The following is a 26,388-nucleotide window of genomic DNA, read 5'->3' as shown; positions in this document are numbered from 1 at the left end:
CCTCATCCCCGGCGGATGTGGGGAACACCACTCCATGACGTGGCGGTGGCAGCGGCCATTCCCGGCCGGCCTGTGCTTGCGCGGCCCGGGACAGGGGGCGGCCCCGGCCCGCGGGTGGGCGGACCGGGGCCGTTCTCTCACACGTCAGCCCTGCCGTACCGCGTCGCTGTGCTCGCCGTCGTCCCTCCCATTGTGCGCGACCTCGCCGCCGTCTCCGCCACCGCCCTCGCCGGTCTCCTCCTCGTCGTCGCCGAGGAGGATCTCCTCGCCGAGGAAGAGGGCGTCCGTGAGGTAGTCCTCGTCCTCGTCGTCGTCCCAGCCCTCCGCGTCGGGGTCGTAGTCGACGCTCTCGCTGCTCCAGGAGGCCTGGGCCAGCTCGACCCCCGGTACCTCACTGACCAGGTCGAAGGGGTCCACCAGGGAGGCGAGCGCCTCCGCGGCGTCGGCCCGGACGGTGGCCTCCGCGCGGGTGCGCTCCTCGGCGGTGTCGCCCTCGGCGATCCCGGTGACGGGCTCCCCGTACTCGGCGGCGATGCTTTCGAGCGCGGTGCCGGTCAGGGCGTCGGAGTCGGTGATCTCCAGCACCATCTCCACACGAAGTCGAACAAACCTGGATGTCTCTGAAGTGCTCATAAGCCGGAGCGTAAGGCTCCCGCTGTCCGCGACTTTCCTACGACCCGCTGCTTTGCTTAGCATCGGCCCACGGGGCTAACTCATGGTTGTCGCAAGGGGATCGAATCTGTGTCAGTCACTCGTCGCACACTGCTGACCACCACCGCCGCGGGCACCCTGCTCTGTGCTCTCTGGTTCGTTCCCTCGGCCAACGCGACCGTCGACAGGACGGCGCACAGGACCGGGGCGGCCGAATCCGCACAGCCGGGAGCGGGGCCCGCCGCCGGGAACGAGAGCTCGGGTGAGACCCTCGCCGACACCGGCACCGGGGTCGACACCACGCCGTATCTGATCGGCGGCACGGCACTGCTGGGGATCGGCGCGGGCTTCGTCACGTACTCGGCGCGCCGGGGGACGGTACGGCCCGCGCTCTGAGCAGGTACGCATGACACACCGGCTCCCCCGTCGGGGCCGGTACGCATGACACGGAGGGCTGTCGCACCACCCGGTGCGGCAGCCCTCCGTGCCGTACGGCACCCCGGTCCACCCGTCGTGCCCGTGGGCTCAGGCCAGCGGCCCGGTGACCGGTTCCACGGCCTCCACGAGCTTCCCCTCGCGTACGAAGATGTCCGCGGCGGCCAGGTCCGGCGACAGGAAGCGGTCCGGCCCCGGGCCCTGGACGCCGGCCGCCCGCAGCGCGTCGATGACGGCCCGCGAGGCGGGGGCCGGGGTGAGGCCCTGGGCGGCGCGCAGCTCGACGGCACGGGTCGCCGCGTACAGCTCGACGGCGACGATCCGGGCGAGGTTGTCGACGGCGGTACGGAGCTTGCGCGCCGCCGACCAGCCCATGGAGACGTGGTCCTCCTGCATCGCGGAGGACGGGATCGAGTCGGCGGAGGCGGGGACCGCGAGCCGCTTCATCTCGCTGACCAGGGCGGCCTGGGTGTACTGGGCGATCATCAGGCCCGAGTCGACCCCGGCGTCGTCGGCGAGGAAGGGCGGCAGCCCGTGCGAGCGGTTCTTGTCCAGGAGCCGGTCGGTGCGGCGCTCGGAGATCGAGCCGAGGTCGGCGGCCACGATGGCGAGGAAGTCCAGGACGTACGCCACGGGGGCGCCGTGGAAGTTGCCGTTGGACTCGACCCTGCCGTCGGGCAGCACCACCGGGTTGTCGACGGCGGAGGCCAGCTCACGCCCGGCGACCACGGCCGCGTACGCGAGGGTGTCCCGCCCCGCGCCGTTGACCTGCGGGGCGCAGCGCACCGAGTAGGCGTCCTGGACGCGCGGCGCGTCGTCCTGATGGTGACCCGTAAGACCGGAACCCGCCAGTACCCGCAGCATGTTGTCGGCGCTGGCGCCCTGGCCCGGGTGGGGGCGGATGGCGTGCAGTTCCGGCGCGAGGACCTTGTCCGTGCCGAGCAACGCCTCCAGCGAGAGGGCGGCGGTGATGTCGGCCGAGGTGTAGAGGTTCCGGAGGTCGGCGAGGGCCATGACGAGCATGCCGAGCATGCCGTCGGTGCCGTTGAGGAGGGCGAGGCCCTCCTTCTCGCGCAGCTCGACCGGGGTGATGCCGTGTGCGGCGAGCAGTTCGCCCGCGGGGCGCACGGTTCCGTCGGGGCCCTCCGCGTCGCCCTCGCCCATCAGTGTCAGGGCGCAGTGCGACAGGGGCGCCAGGTCGCCGGAGCAGCCGAGCGAGCCGTACTCGTGCACGACGGGCGTGATGCCCGCGTTGAGCACATCGGCCATGGTCTGCGCGACCTCGGGGCGTACGCCGGTGTGGCCGGAGGCGACCGTCTTCAGCCGGAGGAACATCAGGGCGCGCACGACCTCGCGCTCGACGTGGGGGCCCATGCCCGCGGCGTGCGAGCGGACGATGTTGCGCTGGAGCTGCGCCCGCAGGTCGGGGCTGATGTGGCGGCTGGCGAGGGCGCCGAAGCCGGTGGAGACGCCGTAGACCGGCTCGGGCTTGGCGGCGAGCGCGTCCACGATCCGGCGGGCGGCGGCCAGCGCTTCCACGGCGGCGGCGGAGAGCTCGACCCGGGCTCCCCCGCGGGCCACGGCGATGACGTCCTCGGCGGTGGTACCGGACGTCCCCACCACGACTGTATGCATATCCATATTCAGAAGCGTACGGACTGAAACCCTTCATGTCACTAGTGGTAGCCCGGTTGACCCCTTACCGGCCGGGGACGATTCACGGCCGGTGGCCGCGCAGCCTGCGCCGGTCGTGGGCGGCCTTCGGCGGCGAGTCGGCCAGCCGGATCACCTCACCGTCGCGCCCGGCCACCACCGGCCCGACGGCGCGCGCCGCCTTGGCCCGGTACTGCGCCGCGTCCGCCAGCCGGAACAGCCGCCGCGCCGAGCGCACCTGCCCGATCGGGTCACCGGTCGACGCGACCCCGCAGGCGACCCCGTCACCGAGTTCGAGCACGGCCGCCCGCTCGCACAGTTCCGTGGCGACCCGGACCACGTCGTCCGCGCCGGGCCCCACGGCGAGCAGGCAGAACTCGTCGCCGCCGAGCCGCGCCGCGAGGGCACCGGGGAGCATCGCCCCGCATCGGGAGAGCACCGAGCCGAAACGTTCCAGCAGACGGTCGCCGACCGCGTGGCCATGGGTGTCGTTGACCGTCTTGAGGCCGTTCAGATCGCAGACGACCAGGCTGACGACGGCGCCGTCCGCACGGTGGCGCTCCACGGCCTCGTCGAGCCGGATGTCGACGGCGCGGCGGTTGGCGAGTCCGGTCAGCGGGTCGGTGAAGGCGAGCTTGCGCACCTCCTCCAGACGCTCCGTCTGGGCGATCCCGGCCGCGGCGACGGCGGCCAGCACGGTCGCGAAGTCCGCGTCGTCCCGGTCGAACACCGGCTCCCCCGCCAGGCGTGCGACATACAGCTCGCCCCAGGCCCGTCCGTGCAGCACGATCGGCGCGACCACACAGCAGCCGCGCCCCCGCCGCCGCAGGGCCGCGACCCGCTGATGGCTGTACGGGCGGGCCCCGCGGGCCGGGCCGCCCGCACCGGGCTGCCCGTCGGCGGTCTCCACCCAGGCGTCCGGCTCACCGCCGCCCGCCCACCGCTCGTGCAGGAACTCGGTGATCTCCGGGAACTGATGCACCGGGTACGCCTCTTCCTCGGGGAACTCCTCCTCCCCCTCGGCCCGCTGCCCGGCGTTCACCAGTACCCGGAGCCTGCCCCGGTCGCGCTCCCACACCGAGAGCGCGGCGAAGCTGCCGCCCAGTGCCTCACAGGCCCCCAGCGCCGCCGCCCGCCACGACTCGCGCGGAGTGTAGGCCGCGGCCATCGTCTGCGCCAGCGAAACCACGGCCCGCAGCCGCGTATCGTCACCACCCATTTGCACAGCTTATGTAGATTTGTTCCGTTTTGATCAGTTTGAGACGTCAGCGATCCTTCCGCGCGCCCCGCGCGCGCCGCCCGCATCCCCCTGACGCCTCGCTCCCGTCCCCCGGCGCGCCGCCGTCACTCACCGGGCCAGTTCGGCCTGCGCTTCTCGTTGAAGGCCGCCACGCCCTCCACGCGGTCCCCGGAGAAGGCCACCGACCGCCAGGCCGAGTCCTCCACTTCGAGGCCGGTGCGCAGATCCAGCCCGTGCCCCAGCCGCAGGGCCCGCTTCGCGGCCCGCAGTCCGACCGGGGAGTTGGCCGCGATCCGGCCGCCGAGCGCCAGCGCCTCCTCCCGGTCCCGGCCCGCTTCGACCAGTTCGTCGACCAGCCCCAGTTCCCGGGCCTCGGCGGCCTCCACCCGGCGCGCGGTGAACACCAGCTCGGCCGCCCGCGCCGCACCGACCCGGCGGGGCAGCAGCTGCGTACCGCCGCCGCCCGGGATCACCCCGACCGACACCTCGGGCAGGCCGACCACGGCGGTGCGGTCGGCCACGATCAGGTCGCAGGCGAGGGCGAGCTCGAAGCCGCCGCCGAGCGCGAAGCCGTGCACGGCGGCGATCGTCGGCATCGGCAGTTCGAGCACCCCGGTGTAGGCGGCCCGCGCGGTGGGCCGCTGCCGCACCAGCTCGGCGTCGGTGAGGGAGTTGCGCTCCTTGAGGTCCGCGCCCACGCAGAAGGCCCGGTCATGGCTGGAGGTGAGGACGGTGACGCGTACGCCGCGTTCGGCGCCCAGCGCCTCACAGGCGGCCCCGATGGAGCGGGCCATGTCGGTGGACACGGCGTTCATGGCCTTGGGCCGGTCGAGCACCAGCTCGGCGACATGGTCCTGGCCCTCGTACCGCCGTACGACGACGAACTCCCCGAACCGCTGCTCCGACGTGATGGTCATGTCTGCACCCCTCCGGTCAACGAGCGTTACCGGAGGGATCCTAGACAGGACCGGTCGTCGCCGACGAGAGCGCCGTCCGCCCGGAGGCCCGGTCCGTACCGCCGCGAGGAGTCCGCGCCCGTCAGCCGCCCGTCCTCCCCCGCCGGGCCAGCAGCCACGGCTCCACGACGCCCAGCCCGCGCACCGGCCGCTGCCACATCGGCTGGAGCCCGAAGCGGTACGTGGGCAGGGGCGGGGCGTCCGTGTCCTTCCGGCCCTCCTTCTCGGCCACCCGGGCCCGCTCCGCGGCGGCGGCGACCTCCTCGGCGGCCTGCGCCTCGGACACGGGGGCGTCGCCGGTACGGGTCAGCTCCTGGGCGAAGGCACCGTCGACCAGCACCGCGTCCTTCGGCGCTATGGAGGTGAGCCGGCTGGCGAGGTTCACCGTCGTACCGAAGACATCGCCCATCCGGGTGGTGACCGTGCCGAACGCGATGCCGACCCGCAGCGCCGGCATCGTCTCGTCCTGGGCCATGGCCTCGATCAGACGCAGCGCTATCTCGGCCGCCGTACCCGCGTCGTCGGCGGCGAACAGCACCTCGTCGCCGAGTGTCTTGATGAGCCGCCCGCCGTGGGCCGCGACCAGATCGGCGGCGGTGGTCTCGAAGGACTCGACCAGTTCGCCGAGCTCCTCCTCCTCCAGGCGCCGGGTCAGCCGGGTGAAGCCGACCAGGTCGGCGAAGCCGACGGCGAGCCGCCGGTCGACCATCTCGTCGTCGTCCGCGGCCTGCACGACCCGGCCGGTGGCGGCGGCGAGCTGACGCCGCCACACATAGATGAGGAACTCCTCCAGCTCCGGCAGCAGCAGCTCGATCAGCGGATACGTGACCTCGGTACGGGTCATCCCCGGCTCGGGCGGCTCGGTCAGCCCCTCCAGGAACGAGTCGATCTGCCACTCCGCCAGCCGGGCGGTGGTCTGCCCGGTCGACCGGGCCACCTGGATCGCCATCGGCTCGCTCAGCAGCCCCGCCTCGACGAGACCCGCGAGCCGGCGCAGCGCCAGCACATCGGCCTCGGTGAGCGCCCTGGCCTGCCCGATGTCGGCGAAGCCCATGGCCCGCCAGAACCGGGACGCCAGGTCCATGGACACCCCGGCGGTACGGGCCGCCTGGAAGGGCGTGTAGCGGCGGTCGGCCCCCAGGATCAGCTGTTCGAGCCGGATCGCGAGGGGATCATCGCTCGGCTCGGCCGTATGTTCGACCTCAAGATGCGGTGTGGGGTGGACCGAGGATCCCGGCGGGGGCTCCGCGCCCTCGCCGGGGGTCGTGTCGTCGACGGTCACCAGCCGCCTCCTGCCCGTTCCCTGCGCACTTCCCTGCCGATCTGTCGCTGGATCGCCTCAACGATACGGCAGGTGTGCCCTAGCTCACGTCCCCGGTTGCCCGGTACGGGTGCGTCGCGCGTGACATCTCCCGTATTTGCAGTATTCCGTTCCGGTCGACCCCCCGCAGATTCCACCCGATCTCAGGTCAGACCGCCCTCCACCCCCCGCAGGTGCACGATGTCTCCCGCCGACACCGGCTCCCGGAGCCCGTCGTCGGTGGACAGGACGAGACGGCCGTCGCCGTCGATCGCGACGGCCTCGCCGACGATCGACCGGTCACCGGGCAGCTGGGCCCGCACGGTCCGGTCCAGGGTGGCGCACCCCGCCGCGTAGGCCGCCTGGAGCCCGGACGCCGCGGCGTCGCCGTCCGCCGCCCGCCATGTCCCGTACCACTGCTCCAGGGAACGCAGGACGGCCCGCAGCAGGGTCTCCCGGTCGGTGGAGACCGCGTCGGCGAGGACCAGCGAGCCCGCTGTCGGGGCGGGCAGCTCGTCGGCCCGCAGGGAGACGTTGAGGCCCATGCCGATGACGACGCCGTCCCCGGCGCGCTCGGCGAGGATGCCGCCCGCCTTGCGCTCCGCACCCTCCACCGTGACCAGCAGGTCGTTGGGCCATTTCAGCGCCGTGTCGACGCCCGCCGACCTGGCGAGCCCCGTCGCGGCGGCGACCCCGGCCAGCAGCGGCAGCCACCCCCAGCGCTCCACGGGCACCTCACCGGGCGTCAGGAAGACCGAGAAGAAGAGCCCCGAGCGGGGCGGCGCCGTCCAGGTCCGGTCCAGCCGCCCGCGCCCCGCGGTCTGCTCCTCGGCGACCAGCACCGTGCCCTCGGTCAGCGAACCGGCCCGTCGCGCGAGGTCGGAGTTGGTCGAGCCGGTCGACTCCACCACGTCGAGCGAGCTCCACAGCCCCCCGGGCCGCAGCAGTCCGCGGCGCAGCGCGGCGACGTTCAGGGGCGGCCGGTCCAGGTCCGACCAGCGGTTGTGTGGCGCATCCGGTGAAGTCATGCAAGCCACCCTAGGTGTGGCAAACGACGCACTGCCGAACCGTATCGGCGCCGATACCCTACGAGTCAGTAGCTAAACGGAGTACTGGCCGTCCCCCGTGACCGGTACTTGTCGTCCCCCGTGACCAGGCAGGGAGCCGCCACCCGATGTCCGAGCCGCAGAGCGACATCCACACCACCGCGGGCAAGATCGCGGACCTACAGCACCGCATCGGAGAGGCGACGCACGCAGGGTCCGCCCGCGCGGTCGAGAAGCAGCACGCCAAGGGCAAGCTGACCGCACGCGAGCGGGTCGGTCTCCTGCTCGACGAGGGGTCCTTCGTGGAGCTGGACGAGTTCGCCCGGCACCGCTCCACCAATTTCGGCATCGAGAAGAACCGCCCGTACGGAGACGGTGTCGTCACCGGCTACGGCACGGTCGACGGCCGCCCCGTCTGCGTGTACTCGCAGGATTTCACGATCTTCGGCGGCTCGCTCGGCGAGGTCTACGGCGAGAAGATCGTCAAGGTCATGGACTTCGCCCTGAAGACCGGCTGTCCGGTCATCGGCATCAACGACGGCGGCGGCGCCCGTATCCAGGAGGGGGTGGCGGCCCTCGGCCTGTTCGCCGAGATCTTCCGCCGCAATGTGCACGCCTCAGGCGTGATCCCGCAGATCTCCCTGATCGTCGGACCGTGCGCGGGCGGCGCGGTGTACTCCCCCGCGATCACCGACTTCACGGTGATGGTCGACCAGACCTCGCACATGTTCATCACGGGGCCCGACGTCATCAAGACGGTCACCGGCGAGGACGTCGGCTTCGAGGAGCTGGGCGGCGCGCGTACGCACAACACCACCTCGGGTGTGGCCCACCACATGGCGGGTGACGAGAAGGACGCCATCGAGTACGTCAAGTCCCTGTTGTCGTACCTCCCTTCGAACAACCTCTCCGAGGCTCCCGCCTTCCCGGAGGAGGCCGATCTGGCCACCACGGACGAGGACCGCGAGCTGGACACCCTCATCCCGGACTCGGCGAACCAGCCGTACGACATGCACACCGCCATCGAGCATGTGCTGGACGACAGTGAATTCCTGGAGACCCAGGCCCTGTTCGCGCCGAACATCATCACCGGCTTCGGCCGCGTGGAGGGGCACCCGGTCGGCGTCGTCGCCAACCAGCCGATGCAGTTCGCCGGCTGCCTGGACATCGACGCGAGCGAGAAGGCGGCCCGCTTCGTCCGCACCTGCGACGCGTTCAACGTGCCGGTGCTGACCTTCGTCGACGTGCCGGGCTTCCTGCCGGGCGTGGACCAGGAGTACGGCGGCATCATCCGCCGCGGCGCCAAGCTGATCTACGCGTACGCGGAGGCCACCGTCCCGCTGATCACGGTGATCACCCGCAAGGCGTTCGGCGGCGCCTACGACGTCATGGGCTCCAAGCACCTGGGCGCCGACCTCAATGTCGCCTGGCCGACCGCGCAGATCGCCGTGATGGGCGCGCAGGGCGCGGTGAACATCCTGCACCGCCGTACGATCGCCGCCGCCGAGGACCCCGACGCGGCCCGCGCCGAGCTGATGGCGGACTACGAGGACGCCCTGCTGAACCCGTACGTGGCGGCCGAGCGCGGATACGTCGACGCGGTGATCATGCCGTCCGACACCCGGGCCCACATCGTGAAGGGCCTGCGTCAGCTGCGCACGAAGCGGGAGTCGCTGCCCCCGAAGAAGCACGGCAACATCCCCCTCTAGAAAGGCGTCTGGCCATGATCAAGGTCGTACGGGGCAACCCGACCCCGGAGGAGCTGGCCGCCGCCCTCGCGGTGGTCCGGGCCCGCGCCGCGGCGACGGCCGCCGTGTCCTCCGGCGGCCCGGTACCGCCCGAGCAGTGGTCCGACCCGGGCCGCATCGCCCGCCGCGGACGCCCGCAGCCGGGCCCGCGGTCCTGGGCACGGACGTACTGGCCCGCCTGACGCGCGCTCCACGCGTGCGTCCGACGCGCGCTCCACGCGCGCGGCGGACGCCCGCGGAACGATCTGGTCCGTATGAACGGGGCCGGTTGAGTATCCGTACTCAGGCGTGAGTGCGGGCATCGCAGCAGGATCGGAACATGCTGTGGTCCGATCCCGAGAACAAGCCGCCGAAGGACCTGCGCGACGCTCAGGACATGATGCGCCGCGCGGGTCTGGTGCTCGCGCTCGCCATGATCGTCGCGATGTTCGCCCTGGGCATCCGCTGAACCTTCGGCCACAGGGGCGTACCGGCCCTTCTACGATGGCCGGTATGACTGATCAGCGCCGCCTTGTGCTCGCCTCCGCCTCGCCCGCCCGTCTCGGCCTTCTCCGCCAGGCCGGTTTCGCTCCCGAGGTGATCGTCAGCGGCGTCGACGAGGACGCCCTGACCGCCCCGACACCGGCCCGGCTGGCGCTGGTCCTGGCCGAGGCCAAGGCGGCGGCCGTCGCCGCCCGCCCCGAGGCCGGGGGCGCCCTGGTGATCGGCTGCGACTCCGTCCTCGAACTGGACGGCGAGGCGCTCGGCAAGCCCGCCGACGCCGAGGAGGCCACCGCGCGCTGGAAGTCCATGCGCGGCCGGTCCGGCGTCCTGCGGACCGGGCACAGCGTGATCGACACCGCGTCCGGCCGTACCGCCTCCGCGACCGCGTCCACCGTCGTCCGGTTCGGCGAGCCGACCGACGCCGAGGTCGCCGCCTATGTCGCCTCGGGCGAGCCGCTCCATGTCGCGGGGGCGTTCACCCTGGACGGCCGTTCGGCACCGTTCGTCGACTCCATCGAGGGCGACCACGGCAACGTCATCGGGCTCTCCCTGCCGCTGCTGCGCCGGCTGCTCGGCGAACTGGACATCTCCGTGACGGAGTTGTGGACCTGAGAGCCGCCCGGGGGCCGCGGCGCGGGCCGCACGGCGCGTCGGCCCCCTGCGGGGACAGCCTTCAGGCGGGCGCGGGGGCGGACGCCTCGGCGCCGTTCCCGTTCCCCGGCCCGCTCCCGTTCCCGCCGCTGTCCGCGCCACCGGAGCCGTACGTCACCAGCGTCAGCACAAGCAGGGCCAGCACGGCCATCATGAACGCGAAGGCGGCCCAGCCGACCAGGCCCACCGTGAGGGCCCCCAGCACCCCGTGCACGATCGCGCACCCGATGAGGGCGACACGGCCCGCCCGCCCCGGCGAGCGGTCGCGTATCCCGGCCACGAGGGCGACGAGACCGCACAGCACCAGCAGGAGGCCAAGGACACCGCCCATCACCCAGGTGCCGGTGGACATGGCCTCCGGGTCCATTCCGGCGAGCGACATGTTCTGGTTCTCCGCGACCGTCGCGAGCACGGCGTTGACGAACACGATGCCCGCGGCTTCCCCGAACAGCACGAGCGCGGTCACGACGGCCACCGGTCTGCGCACCACTGCGCCACCCCCTGTTACCTGTAGTACGTGCGATACGGCGGACCCTACTAACGGGTAATCGTTCGAACAAGGGGTCTTGCCGCCCTCGGGGCCGGGCAAAGAATCCACCGGCCGTTCGTAGGGAGTCCACAAAGAAATGCCCCGAAGCGTTGACTCAAATTACAGAGACCTGCACCACACCTCGTGGCTACTGTGCGCTTGAGGAACGCGGCGTACCGTGGTGCGACAAGGGATTTCACGACTCAAGCAAGCCTCGAATCACACTCCGTGTGGGCAAGCTCACTATTGGGGACGGGTCGTACGGCCGTGTCGGTAGTCCCTAAACTCAGCTTGTTTCAAGGAGGGAGTCATCGTGCGCAAGGTGCTCATCGCCAACCGTGGCGAAATCGCTGTCCGTGTTGCCAGGGCGTGCCGGGATGCCGGTATCGCGAGTGTGGCGGTCTACGCGGATCCGGACCGGGATGCTCTGCATGTCCGGGCGGCTGATGAGGCGTTCGCTCTGGGCGGTGACACCCCGGCCGCGAGTTATCTGGACATGGCCAAGGTGCTCCGGGCCGCGGCCGACTCGGGAGCGGACGCGATTCATCCGGGGTACGGGTTCCTGTCGGAGAACGCCGAGTTCGCCCAGGCGGTGCTCGACGCGGGTCTGACGTGGATCGGTCCGCCGCCGCAGGCGATCCGAGACCTCGGGGACAAGGTCGCCGCCCGGCACATCGCGCAGCGCGCGGGTGCCCCGCTCGTCGCGGGGACGCCGGACCCGGTGTCCGGTGCGGACGAGGTCGTGGCGTTCGCGGCCGAGAACGGGCTGCCGATCGCGATCAAGGCGGCGTTCGGCGGCGGCGGCCGCGGGCTGAAGGTGGCCCGGACGCTGGAGGAGATCCCGGAGCTGTACGACTCCGCGGTGCGTGAGGCGGTCGCGGCGTTCGGGCGGGGCGAGTGCTTCGTCGAGCGGTACCTCGACAAGCCGAGGCATGTGGAGACGCAGTGCCTGGCCGACACCCACGGCAACGTGGTGGTCGTCTCGACGCGCGACTGCTCGCTCCAGCGGCGGCACCAGAAGCTGGTCGAGGAGGCCCCGGCCCCGTTCCTGTCCGAGGCGCAGAACGCGGAGCTGTACGCGGCGTCGAAGGCGATCCTGAAGGAAGCCGGCTATGTCGGCGCCGGCACGGTCGAGTTCCTGGTCGGGCTGGACGGAACGATCTCGTTCCTGGAGGTCAACACCCGTCTCCAGGTCGAGCACCCGGTGACCGAGGAGGTCACCGGCATCGACCTGGTCCGCGAGATGTTCCGGATCGCGGACGGCGAGGAGCTCGGCTACGGGGACCCCGCGCTGCGGGGGCACGCGTTCGAGTTCCGCATCAACGGCGAGGACCCGGGCCGCGGTTTCCTGCCCGCCCCCGGCACCGTCACCACCTTCGCCCCGCCGACCGGCCCGGGTGTCCGTCTGGACACGGGCGTGGAGTCGGGCAGTGTGATCGGCCCGGCGTGGGACTCGCTCCTCGCGAAGCTGATCGTGACGGGTGCGACGCGGGAGCAGGCGCTCCAGCGGGCGGCCCGTGCGCTGGGTGAGTTCACCGTGGAGGGAATGGCGACCGCGATCCCGTTCCACCGCGCGGTGGTGGTCGACCCTGCGTTCACCTCGGACCCGTTCACCGTCCACACCCGGTGGATCGAGACGGAGTTCGTCAACGAGATCACGCCGTTCACCGCGGCCGCGGACGCCGACAGCGACGACGAGCCGGGCCGCGAGACGGTCGTGGTCGAGGTCGGCGGGAAGCGGCTGGAGGTCTCGCTGCCCTCGTCCCTGGGCATGAGCCTGGCCCGGACCGGACTCGCCGCGGGCGCGAAGCCGAAGCGGCGGGCGGCGAAGAAGGCCGGTTCCGCCGCCTCCGGTGACACCCTCGCCTCCCCGATGCAGGGCACGATCGTGAAGATCGCGGTCGAGGAGGGCCAGGAGGTCAAGGAGGGCGACCTCGTCGTCGTCCTCGAAGCGATGAAGATGGAGCAGCCGCTCAACGCGCACCGCGCGGGCACCGTCAAGGGACTGGCGGCCGAGGTCGGCGCCTCCGTCTCCTCCGGCGCGATGATCTGCGAGATCAAGGACTGAGCGCACCGCTGTTTCCCTGAGGGCCCGGTCCGGGTTGTGCGACGCGGACCGGGCCCTCGGGCATGCGGTGGCATCCTGGACCCAGGGATTCTGGGAGGACTGCGCGATGGCAAGGGCGATCTCGATGTCGACGAGCACGGCGCAGGGGCCGGACCGGCCGATGCGCGCGGACGCGCGCCGGAACTACGACCGGCTGCTGGGCGAGGCCCGTACGGCGTTCGCGGAACACGGCACCGATGCCTCGCTGGAGGATGTCGCACGGCGGGCGGGCGTGGGCATCGGCACGCTGTACCGGCATTTCCCCAACCGCCACGCCCTGATGAACGCGGTGTTCCAGGAGGCCCTGAGCGCGCTCCTGGAGCGCTCCCGTGAGCTGGCGGGCGCCGAGCAGCCGTGCCGGGCGCTGGTGGAGTGGCTGGGCGCGATCGTCACTCATGCGGGTGAGTACCGCGGGCTGGCCCAGGCGCTCATGTCGGCGTCCCGCGACGAGACCTCGGCGCTGACCCAGTGCCATACGCCCCTGCGGGAGGCGGGCGCCCGGCTGCTGTCACGGGCGCAGGAGAGCGGGTCGGTGCGGGCGGACGTCTCGATCGACGATCTGTTGCAGCTGACGAACGCGATCGCGCTGGCCGCGGAGCAGACGCCGGACGACCCGGCGCTGGCGGACCGCCTGCTGCTCCTGACGCTCCAGGGTCTGAAGGGCCGCGAGGAGCCCGCCCGCGACTGACCCCGCGGGGGCCTGAGCCCACCTCGCCGGGGCGCGCGAGACCGGCGGCGGGCCCGGAGACCGGGGGCCGGACCCGGCGGGTGGCTGCCGGGGTGTCACGGGGCCGGCAGGGGGGGTCTGCCGGGCCTCACGGGGCCCGGCCGGGGCGGTCTCCCGGGACGGGACGGCCCTCAGCGTCGGCGGAGGTCAGCCACCCGGGCCCGGTCGCCCGGCTCCGGCATGGCCGCCGCGCTCCGCAACGGGCTTCCCAGCCCCCCGTTCTGCGTACGGCGTTGCCCCGGCAGGGGCATGTCGCGGCGGGCGGACGGACGGCCCGACGGCGCGCCCTCCCCGCCGGAGGTGCCCGGTTCCGGCCCCGCCACCGTGATCTCCACGCCCTGGTCCGCCAGGGCCTGGAGTTCGGCGGCGGCACGCTCGTCGTGGAGCGGGGGTTCGTCCGTCACCAGCCGGGTGATGAGGTCCGTCGGCACCGTCTGGAACATGGTGTCCGAGCCCAGCTTGGTGTGGTCCGCCAGGACGACCACCTCCGCGGCGGCCTGCACCAGTGCGCGATCGACGCTCGCGGAGAGCATGTTGGAGGTGGACAGGCCCCGTTCGGCCGTGAGACCGCTCCCGGACAGGAACGCCCGGGAGACCCGCAGCCCCTGGAGGGACTGCTCGGCTCCGCTGCCCACGAGGGCGTAGTTGCTCCCGCGCAGGGTGCCTCCGGTCATCACCACTTCCACCCGGTTGGCATGGGCCAACGCCTGGGCGACCAGCAGCGAGTTGGTGACCACGGTCAGACCGGGGACCCGCGCGAGCCGGCGGGCCAGCTCCTGCGTGGTCGTACCGGCGCCGACCACGATGGCCTCGCCCTCGCCGACGAGACCGGCGGCGAGATCAGCGATGGCTGTTTTCTCCGCGGTGGAGAGGTGGGATTTCTGCGGAAAGCCGGACTCCCGCGTAAAACCGCCCGGCAAGACCGCACCGCCGTGCCGGCGGTCGAGGAGTCCTTCTGCCTCCAGTGCCCGCACGTCCCGCCGTACGGTCACTTCGGAGGTCTGGACGACGCGGGCGAGCTCACGGAGCGATACCGCCCCGTTGGCACGCACCATTTCGAGGATCAATTGACGACGTTCTGCAGCGAACACGGAACTGACAGTAACGTGACCGCCGGATGGTTTTCAGCAGTTTGCGCCGAATAACAGAAGCTGTACGCACAAGGGGCCGCCAAGTGATATAGGCGGCCCCTCTGTTGTCCCGAAGTGATCGCGCGGCGTCCCCGGACCCGCCTGAGTTGCCGGGGGTTGCCGGGGATTGCCGGGTTCTACGCCTCGCCGGTGAGCTTGCGGGTGTGCAGCTGCCGGGCCACTTCGGCGATCGATCCGGACAGGGACGGGTACACGGTGAAAGCGTTTGCGATCTGTTCCACCGTCAAGTTGTTGTCGACCGCGATCGAGATCGGATGGATGAGTTCGCTGGCGCGCGGCGCGACGACACAGCCGCCGACCACGATGCCGGTGCCGGGCCGGCAGAAGATCTTGACGAACCCGTCCCGGATGCCCTGCATCTTGGCGCGCGGGTTGCGCAGCAGCGGCAGCTTCACCACACGGGCGTCGATCTTGCCCGCGTCGACGTCGGCCTGGCTGTAGCCGACGGTGGCGATCTCCGGGTCGGTGAAGACGTTCGAGGAGACCGTCTTCAGGTTCAGCGGGGCCACCGCGTCACCGAGGAAGTGGTACATCGCGATCCGGCCCTGCATCGCGGCGACCGAGGCCAGCGCGAAGATCCCGGTGACATCACCCGCCGCGTAGACGCCGGGGGCGCTCGTGCGGGAGACCCGGTCGGTCATGATGTGCCCGGACTCCTTGAGCCGGACCCCGGCCTCCTCCAGGCCCATGCCCGCCGTGTTCGGGATCGCGCCGACCGCCATCAGACAGTGCGAGCCGGAGATGACCCGGCCGTCGGCGAGGGTGACCTCGACCCGGTCGCCCACCCGCTTCGCGGACTGGGCCCGGGAGCGGGCCATGACGTTCATGCCCCGGCGCCGGAAGACGTCCTCCAGGACGGCGGCGGCGTCCGGGTCCTCACCGGGCAGCACCCGGTCCCGGGAGGAGACGAGGGTGACGCGCGAGCCGAGCGCCTGGTAGGCACCCGCGAACTCGGCACCCGTCACACCGGAGCCGACCACGATCAGCTCCTCGGGGAGCTCGTCGAGGTCGTAGACCTGGGTCCAGTTCAGGATGCGCTCGCCGTCGGGGAGCGCGTCCGGGATCTCGCGGGGGTGACCGCCGGTGGCGACCAGCACGGCGTCGGCGGTGAGCCGTTCCTCCGTACCGTCGGCGGCGGTCACGACGACCTGGCGGGACCCGTCGGCGGCCTGGAGACCTTCGAGACGGCCCCGGCCGCGCATCACCCGGGCACCGGCGCGGGTGACGGAGGCGGTGATGTCGTGGGACTGGGCGAGCGCGAGACGCTTGACCCGTCGGTTGACCTTGCCGAGGTCGACGCCGACCACGCGCGCCGCCTGTTCCAGGTGCGGCGTGTCGTCGGCGACGATGATGCCCAGCTCCTCGTACGAGGAGTCGAAGGTGGTCATCACCTCTGCCGTCGCGATCAGGGTCTTCGAGGGCACACAGTCGGTGAGTACCGAGGCTCCGCCGAGGCCGTCGCAGTCCACGACAGTCACCTCCGCGCCGAGCTGGGCGCCCACCAGTGCCGCCTCGTAGCCGCCGGGGCCGCCGCCGATGATCACGATCCGGGTCACGAAAAGTCCGCCTCGCGTGGTGTCATCCCACGGCCGTCTGCCGCCCCGGCCGGGGGTCCGGGGGATCGCCCCGGGGGAATGCAGTACGTACTCCATTGTCCCGCACGCGCCAAAGCGCTTCGCCCCGGGGCCCTCCATACGTGGCGTGGGCGCCTGGGAGACGCGCGGAGAACTCCCCGACCGGGGGCTTCCTCCCCGGAATCGGCACTCCCGCGGCCACCTCCCGTACTCTCGACCTCATGTCGCTCTACGCCGCGTACGCCGGCAACCTCGACGCGCGGCTGATGACCCGCCGCGCCCCGCATTCGCCGCTGCGCGGTACCGGCTGGCTCAACGGCTGGCGGCTGACCTTCGGCGGGGAGCAGATGGGCTGGGAAGGGGCGCTGGCCACCGTGGTGGAGGCGCCGCGGTCCCAGGTCTTCGTGGCGCTGTACGACCTCGCGCCGATGGACGAGGACTCCATGGACCGCTGGGAGGGTGTCGGGCTCGACATCTACCGGCGGATGCGGGTACGGGTGCACACCCTGGACGGCGAGGAGCCGGCCTGGATGTACGTACTGAACGGGTACGAGGGCGGGCTGCCCTCGGCCCGGTATCTCGGCGAACTGGCGGACGCCGCGGAGTCCGCGGGCGCACCGCACGACTATGTGATGGAGCTGCGCAAGCGGCCCTGCTGAAAGCCGGCGGGCCCGCCTTCCGCCCGCCCCCCTCGTTCACGCGTTCGTACGAAAGTACGACCATGACCGGCCAGACTCTTCGCATGGGCATCTACGCGCGTAGGGAATCACCGGTTACGCTCATTCGCGTGAACGCATCTGTTATTCCGGACAACATCCAGGGCGACCCCCACGCCGCCGCTGCCGGGGCCGCCGCCCGTCTGCGCGAGCTGACCGGCGCCGAGACCCACGACGTCGCCCTCGTGATGGGCTCGGGCTGGGCTCCCGCGGGCGACGCACTCGGCACTCCGGAAGCCGAGTTCCCGGTGACCGAGCTTCCCGGGTTCCCCGCACCCGCCGTCCAGGGCCACGGCGGCACGATCCGCTCGTACAAGATCGGCGCGAAGCGTGTCCTGGTCTTCCTCGGACGTACGCACTACTACGAGGGCCGCGGGGTCGCCGCCGTCGCGCACGGTGTGCGCACCGCCGTCGCCGCGGGCTGCGGCACCGTGGTCCTGACGAACGGCTGCGGCGGACTGCGCGAGGGCATGCGCCCCGGTCAGCCGGTGCTGATCAGCGACCACATCAACCTCACGGCGGCGTCCCCGATCGTCGGTGCCAACTTCGTCGATCTCACCGACCTCTACTCGCCGCGCCTGCGCGCGCTGTGCAAGGAGATCGACGGGACGCTCGAAGAGGGCGTGTACGTGCAGTTCCCCGGCCCGCACTACGAGACCCCGGCCGAGATCGGCATGGTCCGGGTCATGGGCGGCGACCTGGTCGGCATGTCGACCGTCCTCGAAGCGATCGCGGCCCGGGAGGCGGGAGCGGAGGTGCTGGGCATCTCGCTCGTCACGAACCTCGCCGCCGGACTGTCCGGGGAGCCGCTCAACCACGAAGAGGTGCTTCAGGCGGGACGGGACTCCGCGACCCGTATGGGGTCGCTGCTGGCACGGGTGCTGGACCGCATCTGAGCCGGGGCGCGCGCCCGCCCCGGCGGCCTCGCCCCTTCCCGTAACGCCCATGGCCGTCCGTACCCGCCCGTACGACTTCGTACGGCTCCGTACGCCGGGTGCGACTCCGTACGACTCCGTACGCAGAGTGCGCCGTGCAAGCGGTCGTACGCCGCGCAGGCCCCGTATGCCCCGTATGCCCCGGCACTTCCGTGCCACTCGCACCGCCGGCGCCCCTCGCGCCCCTCGCGTCCCGAAAGGTGGACCCCGTGCAGCACGACCTCATCGCGCAGGCCAGGACCTGGCTGGCCGAGGACCCGGACCCCGAGACCCGTGACGAGCTCGGCCGGCTCATCGACGCGGCGGACCTGGACGAGCTCGCCGTGCGCTTCGCGGGCACGCTCCAGTTCGGCACGGCCGGGCTGCGCGGCGAGATCGGGGCCGGGCCGATGCGGATGAACCGGTCCGTCGTGATCCGGGCCGCCGCCGGTCTCGCCGCGTACCTCGTCGCGCAGGGGCGGAAGGGCGGGCTCGTCGTCATCGGGTACGACGCCCGCTACAAGTCCGAGGACTTCGCCCGGGACACCGCGGCCGTGATGACCGGTGCCGGGCTGCGGGCCGCCGTACTCCCCCGGCCCCTGCCGACCCCGGTCCTGGCGTACGCCATACGGCATCTGGGCGCCGTGGCCGGCGTCGAGGTCACCGCCAGCCACAACCCGCCGCGCGACAACGGCTACAAGGTCTATCTCGGCGACGGCTCGCAGATCGTGCCCCCGGCCGACGGCGAGATCGCCGCCGCGATCGCCGCCGTCGGCCCGCTGGAGGGCGTCCCCCGTCCCGAGTCCGGCTGGGAGGTGCTCGGCGAGGAGGTGCTGGACGCCTATCTCGCCCGCACGGACGCGGTGCTCGGCGCGCGGACCCCGCGTACCGCCCGGGTCGTGTACACCGCGATGCACGGCGTCGGCACCTCCGTGCTGACGGCCGCGTTCGCCCGCGCCGGGTTCCCCGAACCGGTACTGGTGGCCGAGCAGGCCGAGCCCGACCCCGCGTTCCCCACCGTCGCCTTCCCCAACCCGGAAGAGCCCGGCGCCATGGATCTCGCCTTCGCGACCGCGCGCCGGGCGGACCCCGATCTGGTCATCGCCAACGACCCGGACGCCGACCGCTGCGCCGTGGCCGTCCCGGACGCCGCCGTCGAGGGCGGCTGGCGGATGCTGCGCGGCGACGAGGTGGGCGCGCTGCTCGCCGCCCATCTGGTGGACCGGGGCGCGACGGGGGTCTTCGCCGAGTCGATCGTGTCGTCCTCGCTGCTCGGCCGGATCGCCGAGAAGGCGGGTCTCGGCCATGAGGAGACGCTGACCGGCTTCAAGTGGATCGCCCGCGTCGACGGCCTGCGGTACGGGTACGAGGAGGCGCTCGGCTACTGCGTGGACCCCGAAGGCGTCCGCGACAAGGACGGCATCACGGCCGCCCTGCTCGTCGCGGAACTGGCCTCCGTGCTCAAGGAACGGGGACGTACCCTCCTGGACCTTCTCGACGACCTCGCCCTGGCGCACGGGCTGCACGCCACCGACCAGCTGTCCGTGCGGGTCGAGGACCTGTCGGTCATCGCCGACGCCATGCGGCGCCTGCGCGAGACGCCGCCGACCGCGCTGGCGGGCCTCGCGGTCGTCTCGGCCGAGGACCTCTCCCGGGGCACCGGGCAGCTGCCGCCCACCGACGGGCTGCGCTACCGGCTCCGGGGCGCCCGGGTGATCGTCCGTCCGAGCGGCACCGAGCCCAAGCTCAAGTGCTACCTGGAGGTCGTGGTGCCGGTCGGTTCGACGGCGGAGCTGCCCGCCGCACGGGCGAAGGGCGCCGAGCTCCTCGCGGGGATCAAGCGGGACCTGGCGGCGGCTGCGGGGATCTGACTCCGGGCGGCCGGCGCCGGAGCCGCTGTCCTCCCCGTCACCCCACTCGCCCGCTCACCCCGCTCACCCCACGGCGAGCAGCACCACGAGGAGCACCGCGCCCGCCGCGGCGGGCGCGATCAGCTCGACGGCCCACCGCACGGACGGGGCCGTGACCGCGGTCGCGGCCGGAGCGGCGTCGCCGGTCCCGCTCCCGGTGGCCGCCGCGCCCTGTACCGCCCCGGCCCGCTCGGCCAGCTCGCGCAGGTCCAGCACGGCCCGGTCGGCCGCCGCGACGCGCGCCTGGGTGTCGCGTACGTCGGCGTGCACGGAGGTCCGGCCGTACGGGTCGTCGTGCGCCTGACGCGAGGCCCTGCGGGCCGCCCGCTTGCGTTCGCGCAGCGAGACGGGCACCGCCCACAGCTGGTACTTGGTGCCTTCCTGGGTGAAGAGCTCGGTGGAGTACCCGGCCCGCACATCGGCGACCTCGCTCCAGGGCAGTGCGATCGTCCGGAACGGGTTGCGGATCCTGATGTCCCGGTCGGTCGCGAACACCGCGGGCCGCAGCGTGAACGCCACGATCAGCGGCACCACCATGAGCAGCGCGGCGAGGGCCAGCCACGGCACCTGGCCCTCGCCCCGGAACATGGCGTCCCCGGCGAGCCAGGCGGCCAGCAGAAGCAGCAGCACACCGCAGACCAGCCCGGCGCCCGACCGGAAGGTCCGGGCGGCGTAGGTCGGCTCTGCGGGAGGTGTGGGGCTCGTCATGGGGCCGATTCTGCCTGACGGCCGCCGACGGTGACGGGGCGGCCGGGCCCGGCACCGCGCGCCGCCGGGCCGGAACACCCGGGAATTCCGCGGGACCGCCGGTCCACCAGGGCCCCTGTACAGGTCGCTACGCGCGTAGATATGCTCATCTGGTGACCATGCCCACCACTGCACCCGCATTTTCCGACGCGACCGCGTCCGACGCTGCGCTGCGCCGCTTCCTGTACGGGCTCCCCGGCGTCGACGCCGTCGGCCTCGAAGCGCGCGCCGCCTCCCTCGGAACCCGTTCGATCAAGACGACGGCCAAGGCGTACGCCATCGATCTCGCCATCTCGATGATCGACCTCACGACGCTGGAAGGCGCGGACACCCCGGGCAAGGTCCGGGCACTCGCCGCCAAGGCCGTCAACCCCGACCCCACCGACCGCACGACCCCGCGCACCGCGGCGGTCTGCGTCTACCCCGACATGGCGGCGACCGCCGTCGCCGCGCTGGCGGGATCCGGAGTGAAGGTGGCGTCCGTCGCGACGGCCTTCCCCGCCGGACGCGCCGCGCTGGACGTCAAGCTCGCGGACGTCCGCGACGCCGTGGCGGCCGGGGCCGACGAGATCGACATGGTGATCGACCGCGGGGCGTTCCTCTCCGGGCGTTTCCTCAAGGTGTACGAGGAGATCCTCGCCGTGAAGGCGGAGTGCGGCTCCGCGCGCCTGAAGGTGATCTTCGAGACCGGCGAGCTGTCCACGTACGACAACATCCGCCGCGCCTCCTGGCTCGGGATGCTGGCCGGCGCCGACTTCATCAAGACGTCGACCGGCAAGGTCGGGGTCAACGCCACCCCGGCGAACACCCTCCTCATGCTGGAGGCCGTGCGCGACTTCCGGGCGCAGACCGGCGTACAGATCGGTGTGAAGCCGGCCGGCGGCATCCGCACCTCCAAGGACGCGATCAAGTTCCTGGTGCTGGTGAACGAGACGGCGGGCGAGGACTGGCTGGACAACCACTGGTTCCGGTTCGGCGCCTCCAGCCTGCTCAACGACCTGCTGATGCAGCGCCAGAAGCTCAGCACCGGCCGTTACTCCGGCCCCGATTACGTGACGGTGGACTGATCCCCATGGCATCTGCATTCGAGTACGCACCGGCGCCGGAGTCCCGCTCCGTCGTCGACATCGCCCCGTCGTACGGCCTGTTCATCGACGGTGAGTTCACCGAGGCCGCCGACGGCAAGGTCTTCAAGACCGTCTCGCCGAGCACCGAGGAGGTGCTCTCCGAGGTCGCGCAGGCGGGCGAGGCGGACGTCGACCGGGCCGTGAAGGCGGCCCGCAGGGCGTTCGAGAAGTGGTCGGCGCTGCCCGGCTCCGAGCGCGCCAAGTACCTGTTCCGGATCGCCCGGATCATCCAGGAGCGCAGCCGCGAGCTCGCCGTCCTCGAAACCCTCGACAACGGCAAGCCGATCCGGGAGACCCGCGACGCGGACCTCCCACTGGTCGCCGCGCACTTCTTCTACTACGCGGGCTGGGCCGACAAGCTGGACCACGCGGGCTACGGCCCCAACCCGCGCCCGCTGGGCGTGGCCGGCCAGGTCATCCCGTGGAACTTCCCGCTCCTGATGCTCGCGTGGAAGATCGCCCCGGCGCTCGCCACCGGCAACACGGTGGTCCTCAAGCCCGCCGAGACGACGCCGCTCTCCGCGCTCTTCTTCGCGGACATCTGCCGCCAGGCGGGCCTGCCCAAGGGCGTCGTCAACATCCTCACGGGATACGGCGACACGGGTGCCGCGCTCGTCGGGCACCCGGACGTCGACAAGGTCGCCTTCACCGGCTCGACCGCGGTCGGCAAGGCCATCGCCCGCCAGATCGCCGGTACGGACAAGCGGGCCACCCTGGAACTGGGCGGCAAGGGCGCCAACATCGTCTTCGACGACGCGCCGGTCGACCAGGCGGTCGAGGGCATCGTCACCGGCATCTTCTTCAACCAGGGCCAGGTCTGCTGCGCGGGCTCCCGCCTCCTGGTCCAGGAATCGGTGCACGACGAGGTGCTGGACTCGCTGAAGCGCCGGCTGTCCACGCTGCGGCTCGGCGACCCGCTGGACAAGAACACCGACATCGGCGCGATCAACTCCGCGGAGCAGCTCTCCCGGATCACCGCGCTCGTCGGGACGGGCGAGGCGGAGGGCGCCGAGCGCTGGACCGCCCCCTGCGAACTCCCCTCGGCCGGCTACTGGTTCCCGCCGACGCTGTTCACCGGCGTCTCCCAGGCGCACACGGTCGCCCGTGACGAGATCTTCGGCCCGGTGCTCTCCGTCCTGACGTTCCGCACCCCGGACGAGGCGGTCGCCAAGGCCAACAACAGTCAGTACGGCCTCTCGGCCGGCATCTGGACGGAGAAGGGCTCCCGCATCCTCGCGGTGGCGGGCAAGCTCCGTGCGGGCGTCGTCTGGGCCAACACGTTCAACAAGTTCGACCCGACGTCGCCCTTCGGCGGCTACAAGGAGTCGGGCTTCGGCCGCGAGGGCGGCCGCCACGGCCTGGAGGCATACCTCGATGTCCGATAACCGTCTGAGCGTCTTCAAGACCTACAAGCTGTACGTCGGGGGCAAGTTCCCCCGCTCCGAGAGCGGCCGGGTGTACGAGGTGACGGACTCCAAGGGCAACTGGCTGGCGAACGCCCCCCGGTCCTCCCGCAAGGACGCCCGCGACGCGGTCGTGGCCGCCCGCAAGGCCTTCGGCGGCTGGTCGGGCGCGACCGCGTACAACCGCGGCCAGATCCTCTACCGCGTCGCCGAGATGCTGGAGGGCCGCCGGGACCAGTTCGTCCGCGAAGTGGCGGACGCGGAGGGCCTGTCGAAGTCCAAGGCGGCGGCCGTCGTGGACGCGGCGGTCGACCGCTGGGTCTGGTACGCGGGCTGGACCGACAAGATCGGCCAGGTCGTGGGCGGGGCGAACCCGGTGGCGGGGCCCTTCTTCAACCTCTCCACCCCGGAGCCGACCGGTGTCGTCACGGTCCTCGCCCCGCAGAAGTCCTCGTTCCTGGGCCTGGTCTCGGTGATCGCGCCGGTGATCGCCACCGGCAACACCGCGGTGGTCGTCGCCTCGGCCGGATCGCCGCTGCCCGCGCTGTCCCTGGGCGAGGTGCTGGCCACCTCCGACCTGCCGGGCGGTGTGGTGAACGTCCTGTCCGGGGACACCGCTGAGCTCGCGGCCCCGCTCGCCTCCCACCAGGACGTCAACGCGATCGACCTGACGGGGGCGGGCGCGGAGCTGGCGAAGGAGCTGGAGATCGCGGCCGCGGACAACCTGAAGCGGGTTCTGCGCCCGCGCCCGGTGGACGCGGAGGGCGAGGGCGGCTCCACCGACTGGTCGGCGGACCCCGGGACGCACCGGCTGACGGCCTTCCTGGAGACCAAGACGGTCTGGCACCCCACGGGCGCCCTGGGAGCCTCCGGCTCCTCGTACTGACCGGGACGGGGTGCCGTACGGGCCCCGTCAGCACCCCGCAACACCCCCGCGGCACAGGGCCGCCCCTCCGCACGAGGGGCGGCCCTGCGCCGTGCGTCAGCCCGCGGCGGGCCCGGCGGTGCCCGGCAGTCCGCCCGTGATCAGCCCGGTGACCTGCCCCACCAGGGGGAGGTCGTTCAGCGCGCCGCCACTGGTCAGCGGGTCGGTGAGGACCGCCGTGGTCACCGGCTGGAAGTCGGCGATCTGGGTGCCCACCGCGTTGTCCAGCGGGTCCACCCCGGTCCCGGCCAGCGGGTCGAGCTGCATGTCCGTGACGGGCGTGAGGGCCCCGGCGAGCGAGTACCCGAGCGCCCCGGTCAGCGCGGGCCCGGCGGCGTCGGTGAGCGCGCCGATCGTGCTGTCGGCCTCGCTGGCCGGCGCGGTGTGCGACGGTGCCGCCTGCGCCGCCGCGGCTCCGCCACCGAGGGCGGCGCCCAGCGCGGTGATGGTCAGACCGGCGCGCAGCAGAACGCGACGTGCGGGCCGGCGTGCATGAAGTCCCATGTTTTTCCCACCTGATCGAGTCTGGATGTGTAATCGTGCGTGCGCGCAGAGTAGTTGAGGTGTGATGCTCGATACCAACAAGACCTCCGAGGGATCCCCTGCGCGGGTCAATGCCTCACACTTCTGTTCTGTGAGTTCCCAACCGATCCCGACCCGCGTCGTCCTGCTCGCGGGCCCCTCAGGCTCCGGGAAGTCGTCCCTCGCCGCCCGCACCGGTCTGCCGGTGCTGCGCCTGGACGACTTCTACAAGGAGGGCGACGACCCCTCGCTGCCCCAGGTCCCGGGCAGCGGGGACATCGACTGGGACTCCGCGCAGTCCTGGGACGCGGACGCGGCGGTGACGGCCATCGAGGAGCTGTGCCGCACGGGCCGTACGGAGGTGCCGGTGTACGACATCTCCATCAGCGCCCGTACGGACCGGGAGGCGTTCCACATCGAGCGTTCACCGCTGTTCGTGGCCGAGGGCATCTTCGCGGCGGACATAGTCGAGCGCTGCCAGGAGCTGGGGCTGCTGGCCGACGCGCTGTGCCTGCGCGGCCGTCCGTCGACGACGTTCCGGCGGCGGCTGCTGCGGGACCTGCGCGAGGGGCGCAAGTCGGTGCCGTTCCTGCTGCGGCGCGGGTGGCGTCTGATGCGGGACGAGCGGCGGATCGTGGCCCGTCAGACGGCGCTGGGCGCGTACCCCTGCGGCAAGGACGAGGCGCTGGGCCGCCTGGCCGCCGCGGCGGCGGGCCGCTGCCGTCGCGGGGCGTCCGCGGGACGCTGAGCCCCGGGTGCGGGCACGCCGGCACCCGTCGGCGCGCCCGCGTCTGTGGGCGTACACGCGAACGGGGCCGGACAGGACCCCCCGGCCCGTCCGACCCCGCTGCGTTCCCCGTACCGCCGCCTCCCCCGAAGCGCCGGCCTGTTCCCCGTATCCCCGTTCCCCGTACCGCCGCCTCCCCCGACGCGGCGACCCGTTCCCCCGTGTCCCCGTTCCCCCGTCGCCTCAGGCCACCAGCTCGCCGAAGGACTCCTCCTCGTCACGGCCGAAGCTGAGGACCTCGTCCTCGCGCAGCCGGCGGAGCGACCGCCAGATGCTCGACTTCACCGTGCCGACACTGATGTCGAGGATCGACGCGATCTCCGGATCGGTCCGCCCCTCGTAGTACCGCAGGACCAGCATCGTGCGCTGGAGTTCCGGCAGCCGGGCGAGCGCCTGCCAGAGCACCGCCCGCAGTTCCGTACCGCGCATCGCGTCCGTGTCGCCCACCGTCTCCGGCAGCTCCTCGGTCGGATACTCGTTGAGCTTGCGCCTGCGCCAGGCGCTGATGTGCAGATTGGTCATGGTGCGGCGGAGATATCCGCCGACCGCCGCCTTGTCACTGATCCTGTCCCACGCCCGGTACGTCGAGAAGAGGGCGCTCTGGAGCAGGTCCTCGGCCTCGAACCGGTCGCCGGTCAGGTGATAGGCGGTTGCGTACAGGGAGGCACGGCGCTCCTGGACGTAGGCCGTGAACGCCGCTTCGGCGTCCTCGGTCCCCGTCGAGGTCTTCCGCTCCCCTGTGACCTCCCCGTACGCGGCTCCCCCGTGATGTCCCCCGTTGGCCCCCGTGGGCGCGTCAACGACCGTCATGAACGACGGATGCTGACGCCCGGCGCCGCGAACGCACCCCCGAACTCCCCCGAGCTCGCGGCTCCGCTCGGCCAGGGACGTACCTCCTGCCGCACCGGACTTCTCCGAGCTCCTGCCGACGTCGTGGAGACGCGTGACAACTGCGCTTGAGCTGGTGCTGTGCAGTGCGTTCATCTCGCGCCCCCTGTTCGGTGGAGTCCGTTCGTTCCATGTGCCAACGAGCTTGCCCGGCCAGTTTCATCACGCTGTCCCCCGACTGTCACAGGCCTGTCACAG

General features: G+C 72.2%; 26 protein-coding genes. 14 read left to right on the top strand and 12 right to left on the bottom strand.

What is annotated here, in order from left to right:
• Positions 1-144: 144 nt before the first annotated feature.
• The gene (locus OHA98_RS06395) at positions 145-633 is read right to left on the bottom strand and encodes a hypothetical protein (protein WP_266923212.1); all 489 of its coding nucleotides are present in this window, start codon (positions 631-633) and stop codon (positions 145-147) included.
• A gap of 108 nt (positions 634-741) precedes the next feature.
• Between OHA98_RS06395 and OHA98_RS06390 the strand changes: the two genes are divergently transcribed.
• Positions 742-1,047 carry a hypothetical protein gene (locus OHA98_RS06390; protein WP_266923210.1) on the top strand — a complete coding sequence of 102 codons (306 nt, stop codon included), beginning with the start codon at positions 742-744 and terminating at the stop codon, positions 1,045-1,047.
• Positions 1,048-1,176: 129 nt separating this feature from the next.
• On the opposite strand, the gene hutH is transcribed toward OHA98_RS06390, so the two are convergent.
• From hutH to OHA98_RS06365, 5 genes are all read right to left on the bottom strand, one after another.
• Positions 1,177-2,727, bottom strand: coding sequence for a histidine ammonia-lyase (hutH, locus tag OHA98_RS06385; RefSeq protein WP_266923208.1), 1,551 nt, complete (start codon positions 2,725-2,727; stop codon positions 1,177-1,179).
• Between the two features lie 76 nt (positions 2,728-2,803).
• Positions 2,804-3,958 carry a GGDEF domain-containing protein gene (locus tag OHA98_RS06380; protein WP_266923206.1) on the bottom strand — a complete coding sequence of 385 codons (1,155 nt, stop codon included), beginning with the start codon at positions 3,956-3,958 and terminating at the stop codon, positions 2,804-2,806.
• A 125-nt stretch (positions 3,959-4,083) separates the two neighbouring features.
• Complete coding sequence (locus tag OHA98_RS06375; RefSeq protein WP_266923204.1) at positions 4,084-4,896, bottom strand: enoyl-CoA hydratase/isomerase family protein; 813 nt, start codon at positions 4,894-4,896, stop codon at positions 4,084-4,086.
• A gap of 121 nt (positions 4,897-5,017) precedes the next feature.
• Complete coding sequence (locus tag OHA98_RS06370) at positions 5,018-6,217, bottom strand: adenylate/guanylate cyclase domain-containing protein (RefSeq protein WP_266923202.1); 1,200 nt, start codon at positions 6,215-6,217, stop codon at positions 5,018-5,020.
• A gap of 182 nt (positions 6,218-6,399) precedes the next feature.
• Positions 6,400-7,263, bottom strand: a complete 864-nt coding sequence (locus OHA98_RS06365; protein ID WP_266923200.1) for a biotin--[acetyl-CoA-carboxylase] ligase — start codon at positions 7,261-7,263, stop codon at positions 6,400-6,402.
• 146 nt (positions 7,264-7,409) lie between these two features.
• On the opposite strand from OHA98_RS06365, the gene OHA98_RS06360 reads away from it, so the two are divergent.
• The 4 genes from OHA98_RS06360 (at position 7,410) to OHA98_RS06345 (ending at position 10,124) form a co-directional block, all read left to right on the top strand.
• Positions 7,410-8,990, top strand: a complete 1,581-nt coding sequence (locus tag OHA98_RS06360) for an acyl-CoA carboxylase subunit beta (RefSeq protein WP_266923198.1) — start codon at positions 7,410-7,412, stop codon at positions 8,988-8,990.
• Positions 8,991-9,004: 14 nt separating this feature from the next.
• The gene (locus OHA98_RS06355) at positions 9,005-9,211 is read left to right on the top strand and encodes an acyl-CoA carboxylase epsilon subunit (RefSeq protein ID WP_266923197.1); all 207 of its coding nucleotides are present in this window, start codon (positions 9,005-9,007) and stop codon (positions 9,209-9,211) included.
• A 137-nt stretch (positions 9,212-9,348) separates the two neighbouring features.
• The gene (mmpB, locus tag OHA98_RS06350; protein WP_266923195.1) at positions 9,349-9,477 is read left to right on the top strand and encodes a morphogenic membrane protein MmpB; all 129 of its coding nucleotides are present in this window, start codon (positions 9,349-9,351) and stop codon (positions 9,475-9,477) included.
• Positions 9,478-9,512: 35 nt separating this feature from the next.
• On the top strand, positions 9,513-10,124 hold the full coding sequence (locus OHA98_RS06345) for a nucleoside triphosphate pyrophosphatase (RefSeq protein ID WP_266923193.1): 612 nt from the start codon (positions 9,513-9,515) through the stop codon (positions 10,122-10,124).
• 61 nt (positions 10,125-10,185) lie between these two features.
• Here OHA98_RS06345 and OHA98_RS06340 read toward each other — a convergent pair whose 3' ends face one another.
• On the bottom strand, positions 10,186-10,650 hold the full coding sequence (locus tag OHA98_RS06340) for a hypothetical protein (protein WP_266927754.1): 465 nt from the start codon (positions 10,648-10,650) through the stop codon (positions 10,186-10,188).
• 355 nt (positions 10,651-11,005) lie between these two features.
• Here OHA98_RS06340 and OHA98_RS06335 point away from each other — a divergent pair, with 355 nt between their 5' ends.
• Together OHA98_RS06335 and OHA98_RS06330 are read left to right on the top strand one after the other, a co-directional pair.
• Positions 11,006-12,760, top strand: coding sequence for a biotin carboxylase N-terminal domain-containing protein (locus OHA98_RS06335; RefSeq protein ID WP_266923191.1), 1,755 nt, complete (start codon positions 11,006-11,008; stop codon positions 12,758-12,760).
• Positions 12,761-12,866: 106 nt separating this feature from the next.
• The gene (locus OHA98_RS06330) at positions 12,867-13,487 is read left to right on the top strand and encodes a TetR/AcrR family transcriptional regulator (RefSeq protein WP_266923189.1); all 621 of its coding nucleotides are present in this window, start codon (positions 12,867-12,869) and stop codon (positions 13,485-13,487) included.
• Between the two features lie 170 nt (positions 13,488-13,657).
• Here the strand turns inward: OHA98_RS06330 and OHA98_RS06325 are convergent, their stop codons facing one another.
• Together OHA98_RS06325 and OHA98_RS06320 are read right to left on the bottom strand one after the other, a co-directional pair.
• Positions 13,658-14,617, bottom strand: a complete 960-nt coding sequence (locus OHA98_RS06325; protein ID WP_266923187.1) for a DeoR/GlpR family DNA-binding transcription regulator — start codon at positions 14,615-14,617, stop codon at positions 13,658-13,660.
• Positions 14,618-14,793: 176 nt separating this feature from the next.
• A complete protein-coding gene (locus OHA98_RS06320; RefSeq protein WP_266923186.1) occupies positions 14,794-16,233 on the bottom strand; it encodes an NAD(P)H-quinone dehydrogenase in 1,440 nt (479 codons plus the stop codon).
• 239 nt (positions 16,234-16,472) lie between these two features.
• On the opposite strand from OHA98_RS06320, the gene OHA98_RS06315 reads away from it, so the two are divergent.
• From OHA98_RS06315 to OHA98_RS06305, 3 genes are all read left to right on the top strand, one after another.
• Positions 16,473-16,910 (top strand): gamma-glutamylcyclotransferase, encoded by a 438-nt coding sequence (locus OHA98_RS06315; RefSeq protein WP_073718187.1) that lies wholly within the window; start codon positions 16,473-16,475, stop codon positions 16,908-16,910.
• Positions 16,911-17,038: 128 nt separating this feature from the next.
• Entirely contained in the window at positions 17,039-17,863 is an 825-nt protein-coding gene (locus OHA98_RS06310) for a purine-nucleoside phosphorylase (protein ID WP_266923183.1), read from the top strand.
• A 248-nt stretch (positions 17,864-18,111) separates the two neighbouring features.
• Positions 18,112-19,752, top strand: coding sequence for a phospho-sugar mutase (locus OHA98_RS06305; protein WP_266923181.1), 1,641 nt, complete (start codon positions 18,112-18,114; stop codon positions 19,750-19,752).
• Positions 19,753-19,815: 63 nt separating this feature from the next.
• Here OHA98_RS06305 and OHA98_RS06300 read toward each other — a convergent pair whose 3' ends face one another.
• The gene (locus OHA98_RS06300) at positions 19,816-20,499 is read right to left on the bottom strand and encodes a PH domain-containing protein (protein ID WP_266923179.1); all 684 of its coding nucleotides are present in this window, start codon (positions 20,497-20,499) and stop codon (positions 19,816-19,818) included.
• A 158-nt stretch (positions 20,500-20,657) separates the two neighbouring features.
• On the opposite strand from OHA98_RS06300, the gene deoC reads away from it, so the two are divergent.
• From deoC to OHA98_RS06285, 3 genes are read left to right on the top strand one after another with little or no spacing between them, the layout of a single operon-like run.
• Positions 20,658-21,605: a deoxyribose-phosphate aldolase gene (gene deoC, locus OHA98_RS06295; protein WP_266923178.1), complete on the top strand. Its 948-nt coding sequence runs from the start codon at positions 20,658-20,660 to the stop codon at positions 21,603-21,605.
• A 5-nt stretch (positions 21,606-21,610) separates the two neighbouring features.
• A complete protein-coding gene (locus OHA98_RS06290) occupies positions 21,611-23,050 on the top strand; it encodes an aldehyde dehydrogenase family protein (protein ID WP_266923176.1) in 1,440 nt (479 codons plus the stop codon).
• A complete protein-coding gene (locus OHA98_RS06285) occupies positions 23,040-23,954 on the top strand; it encodes an aldehyde dehydrogenase family protein (protein WP_266923174.1) in 915 nt (304 codons plus the stop codon). The genes OHA98_RS06290 and OHA98_RS06285 overlap by 11 nt, the downstream gene beginning before the upstream one ends.
• 96 nt (positions 23,955-24,050) lie before the next feature.
• Here OHA98_RS06285 and OHA98_RS06280 read toward each other — a convergent pair whose 3' ends face one another.
• Complete coding sequence (locus OHA98_RS06280; protein WP_266923173.1) at positions 24,051-24,497, bottom strand: hypothetical protein; 447 nt, start codon at positions 24,495-24,497, stop codon at positions 24,051-24,053.
• 64 nt (positions 24,498-24,561) lie between these two features.
• On the opposite strand from OHA98_RS06280, the gene OHA98_RS06275 reads away from it, so the two are divergent.
• On the top strand, positions 24,562-25,263 hold the full coding sequence (locus OHA98_RS06275) for a uridine kinase (protein ID WP_266923171.1): 702 nt from the start codon (positions 24,562-24,564) through the stop codon (positions 25,261-25,263).
• A gap of 222 nt (positions 25,264-25,485) precedes the next feature.
• On the opposite strand, the gene OHA98_RS06270 is transcribed toward OHA98_RS06275, so the two are convergent.
• Entirely contained in the window at positions 25,486-26,286 is an 801-nt protein-coding gene (locus OHA98_RS06270; RefSeq protein ID WP_266923170.1) for a SigE family RNA polymerase sigma factor, read from the bottom strand.
• Between the last annotated feature and the right edge of the window lie 102 nt (positions 26,287-26,388).

It is taken from the genome of Streptomyces sp. NBC_00654, assembly GCF_026341775.1.
Classification (GTDB): Bacteria; Actinomycetota; Actinomycetes; order Streptomycetales; family Streptomycetaceae; genus Streptomyces.
The sequence above is the reverse complement of the archived record's forward strand: the minus strand, read 5'-3'. Positions and strand labels throughout refer to the sequence as shown.

What these genes read in the sequence shown, in the direction of transcription:
- OHA98_RS06395 (WP_266923212.1), bottom strand. Translation starts at nt 633, where the DNA reads ATGAGCACTTCAGAGACATCCAGGTTTGTTCGACTTCGTGTGGAGATG.
- hutH (WP_266923208.1), bottom strand. Translation starts at nt 2,727, where the DNA reads ATGGATATGCATACAGTCGTGGTGGGGACGTCCGGTACCACCGCCGAG.
- OHA98_RS06380 (WP_266923206.1), bottom strand. Translation starts at nt 3,958, where the DNA reads ATGGGTGGTGACGATACGCGGCTGCGGGCCGTGGTTTCGCTGGCGCAG.
- OHA98_RS06375 (WP_266923204.1), bottom strand. Translation starts at nt 4,896, where the DNA reads ATGACCATCACGTCGGAGCAGCGGTTCGGGGAGTTCGTCGTCGTACGG.
- OHA98_RS06365 (WP_266923200.1), bottom strand. Translation starts at nt 7,263, where the DNA reads ATGACTTCACCGGATGCGCCACACAACCGCTGGTCGGACCTGGACCGG.
- OHA98_RS06360 (WP_266923198.1), top strand. Translation starts at nt 7,410, where the DNA reads ATGTCCGAGCCGCAGAGCGACATCCACACCACCGCGGGCAAGATCGCG.
- OHA98_RS06355 (WP_266923197.1), top strand. Translation starts at nt 9,005, where the DNA reads ATGATCAAGGTCGTACGGGGCAACCCGACCCCGGAGGAGCTGGCCGCC.
- mmpB (WP_266923195.1), top strand. Translation starts at nt 9,349, where the DNA reads ATGCTGTGGTCCGATCCCGAGAACAAGCCGCCGAAGGACCTGCGCGAC.
- OHA98_RS06345 (WP_266923193.1), top strand. Translation starts at nt 9,513, where the DNA reads ATGGCCGGTATGACTGATCAGCGCCGCCTTGTGCTCGCCTCCGCCTCG.
- OHA98_RS06330 (WP_266923189.1), top strand. Translation starts at nt 12,867, where the DNA reads ATGGCAAGGGCGATCTCGATGTCGACGAGCACGGCGCAGGGGCCGGAC.
- OHA98_RS06315 (WP_073718187.1), top strand. Translation starts at nt 16,473, where the DNA reads ATGTCGCTCTACGCCGCGTACGCCGGCAACCTCGACGCGCGGCTGATG.
- OHA98_RS06300 (WP_266923179.1), bottom strand. Translation starts at nt 20,499, where the DNA reads ATGACGAGCCCCACACCTCCCGCAGAGCCGACCTACGCCGCCCGGACC.
- deoC (WP_266923178.1), top strand. Translation starts at nt 20,658, where the DNA reads ATGCCCACCACTGCACCCGCATTTTCCGACGCGACCGCGTCCGACGCT.
- OHA98_RS06290 (WP_266923176.1), top strand. Translation starts at nt 21,611, where the DNA reads ATGGCATCTGCATTCGAGTACGCACCGGCGCCGGAGTCCCGCTCCGTC.
- OHA98_RS06285 (WP_266923174.1), top strand. Translation starts at nt 23,040, where the DNA reads ATGTCCGATAACCGTCTGAGCGTCTTCAAGACCTACAAGCTGTACGTC.
- OHA98_RS06280 (WP_266923173.1), bottom strand. Translation starts at nt 24,497, where the DNA reads ATGGGACTTCATGCACGCCGGCCCGCACGTCGCGTTCTGCTGCGCGCC.
- OHA98_RS06275 (WP_266923171.1), top strand. Translation starts at nt 24,562, where the DNA reads ATGCTCGATACCAACAAGACCTCCGAGGGATCCCCTGCGCGGGTCAAT.
- OHA98_RS06270 (WP_266923170.1), bottom strand. Translation starts at nt 26,286, where the DNA reads ATGAACGCACTGCACAGCACCAGCTCAAGCGCAGTTGTCACGCGTCTC.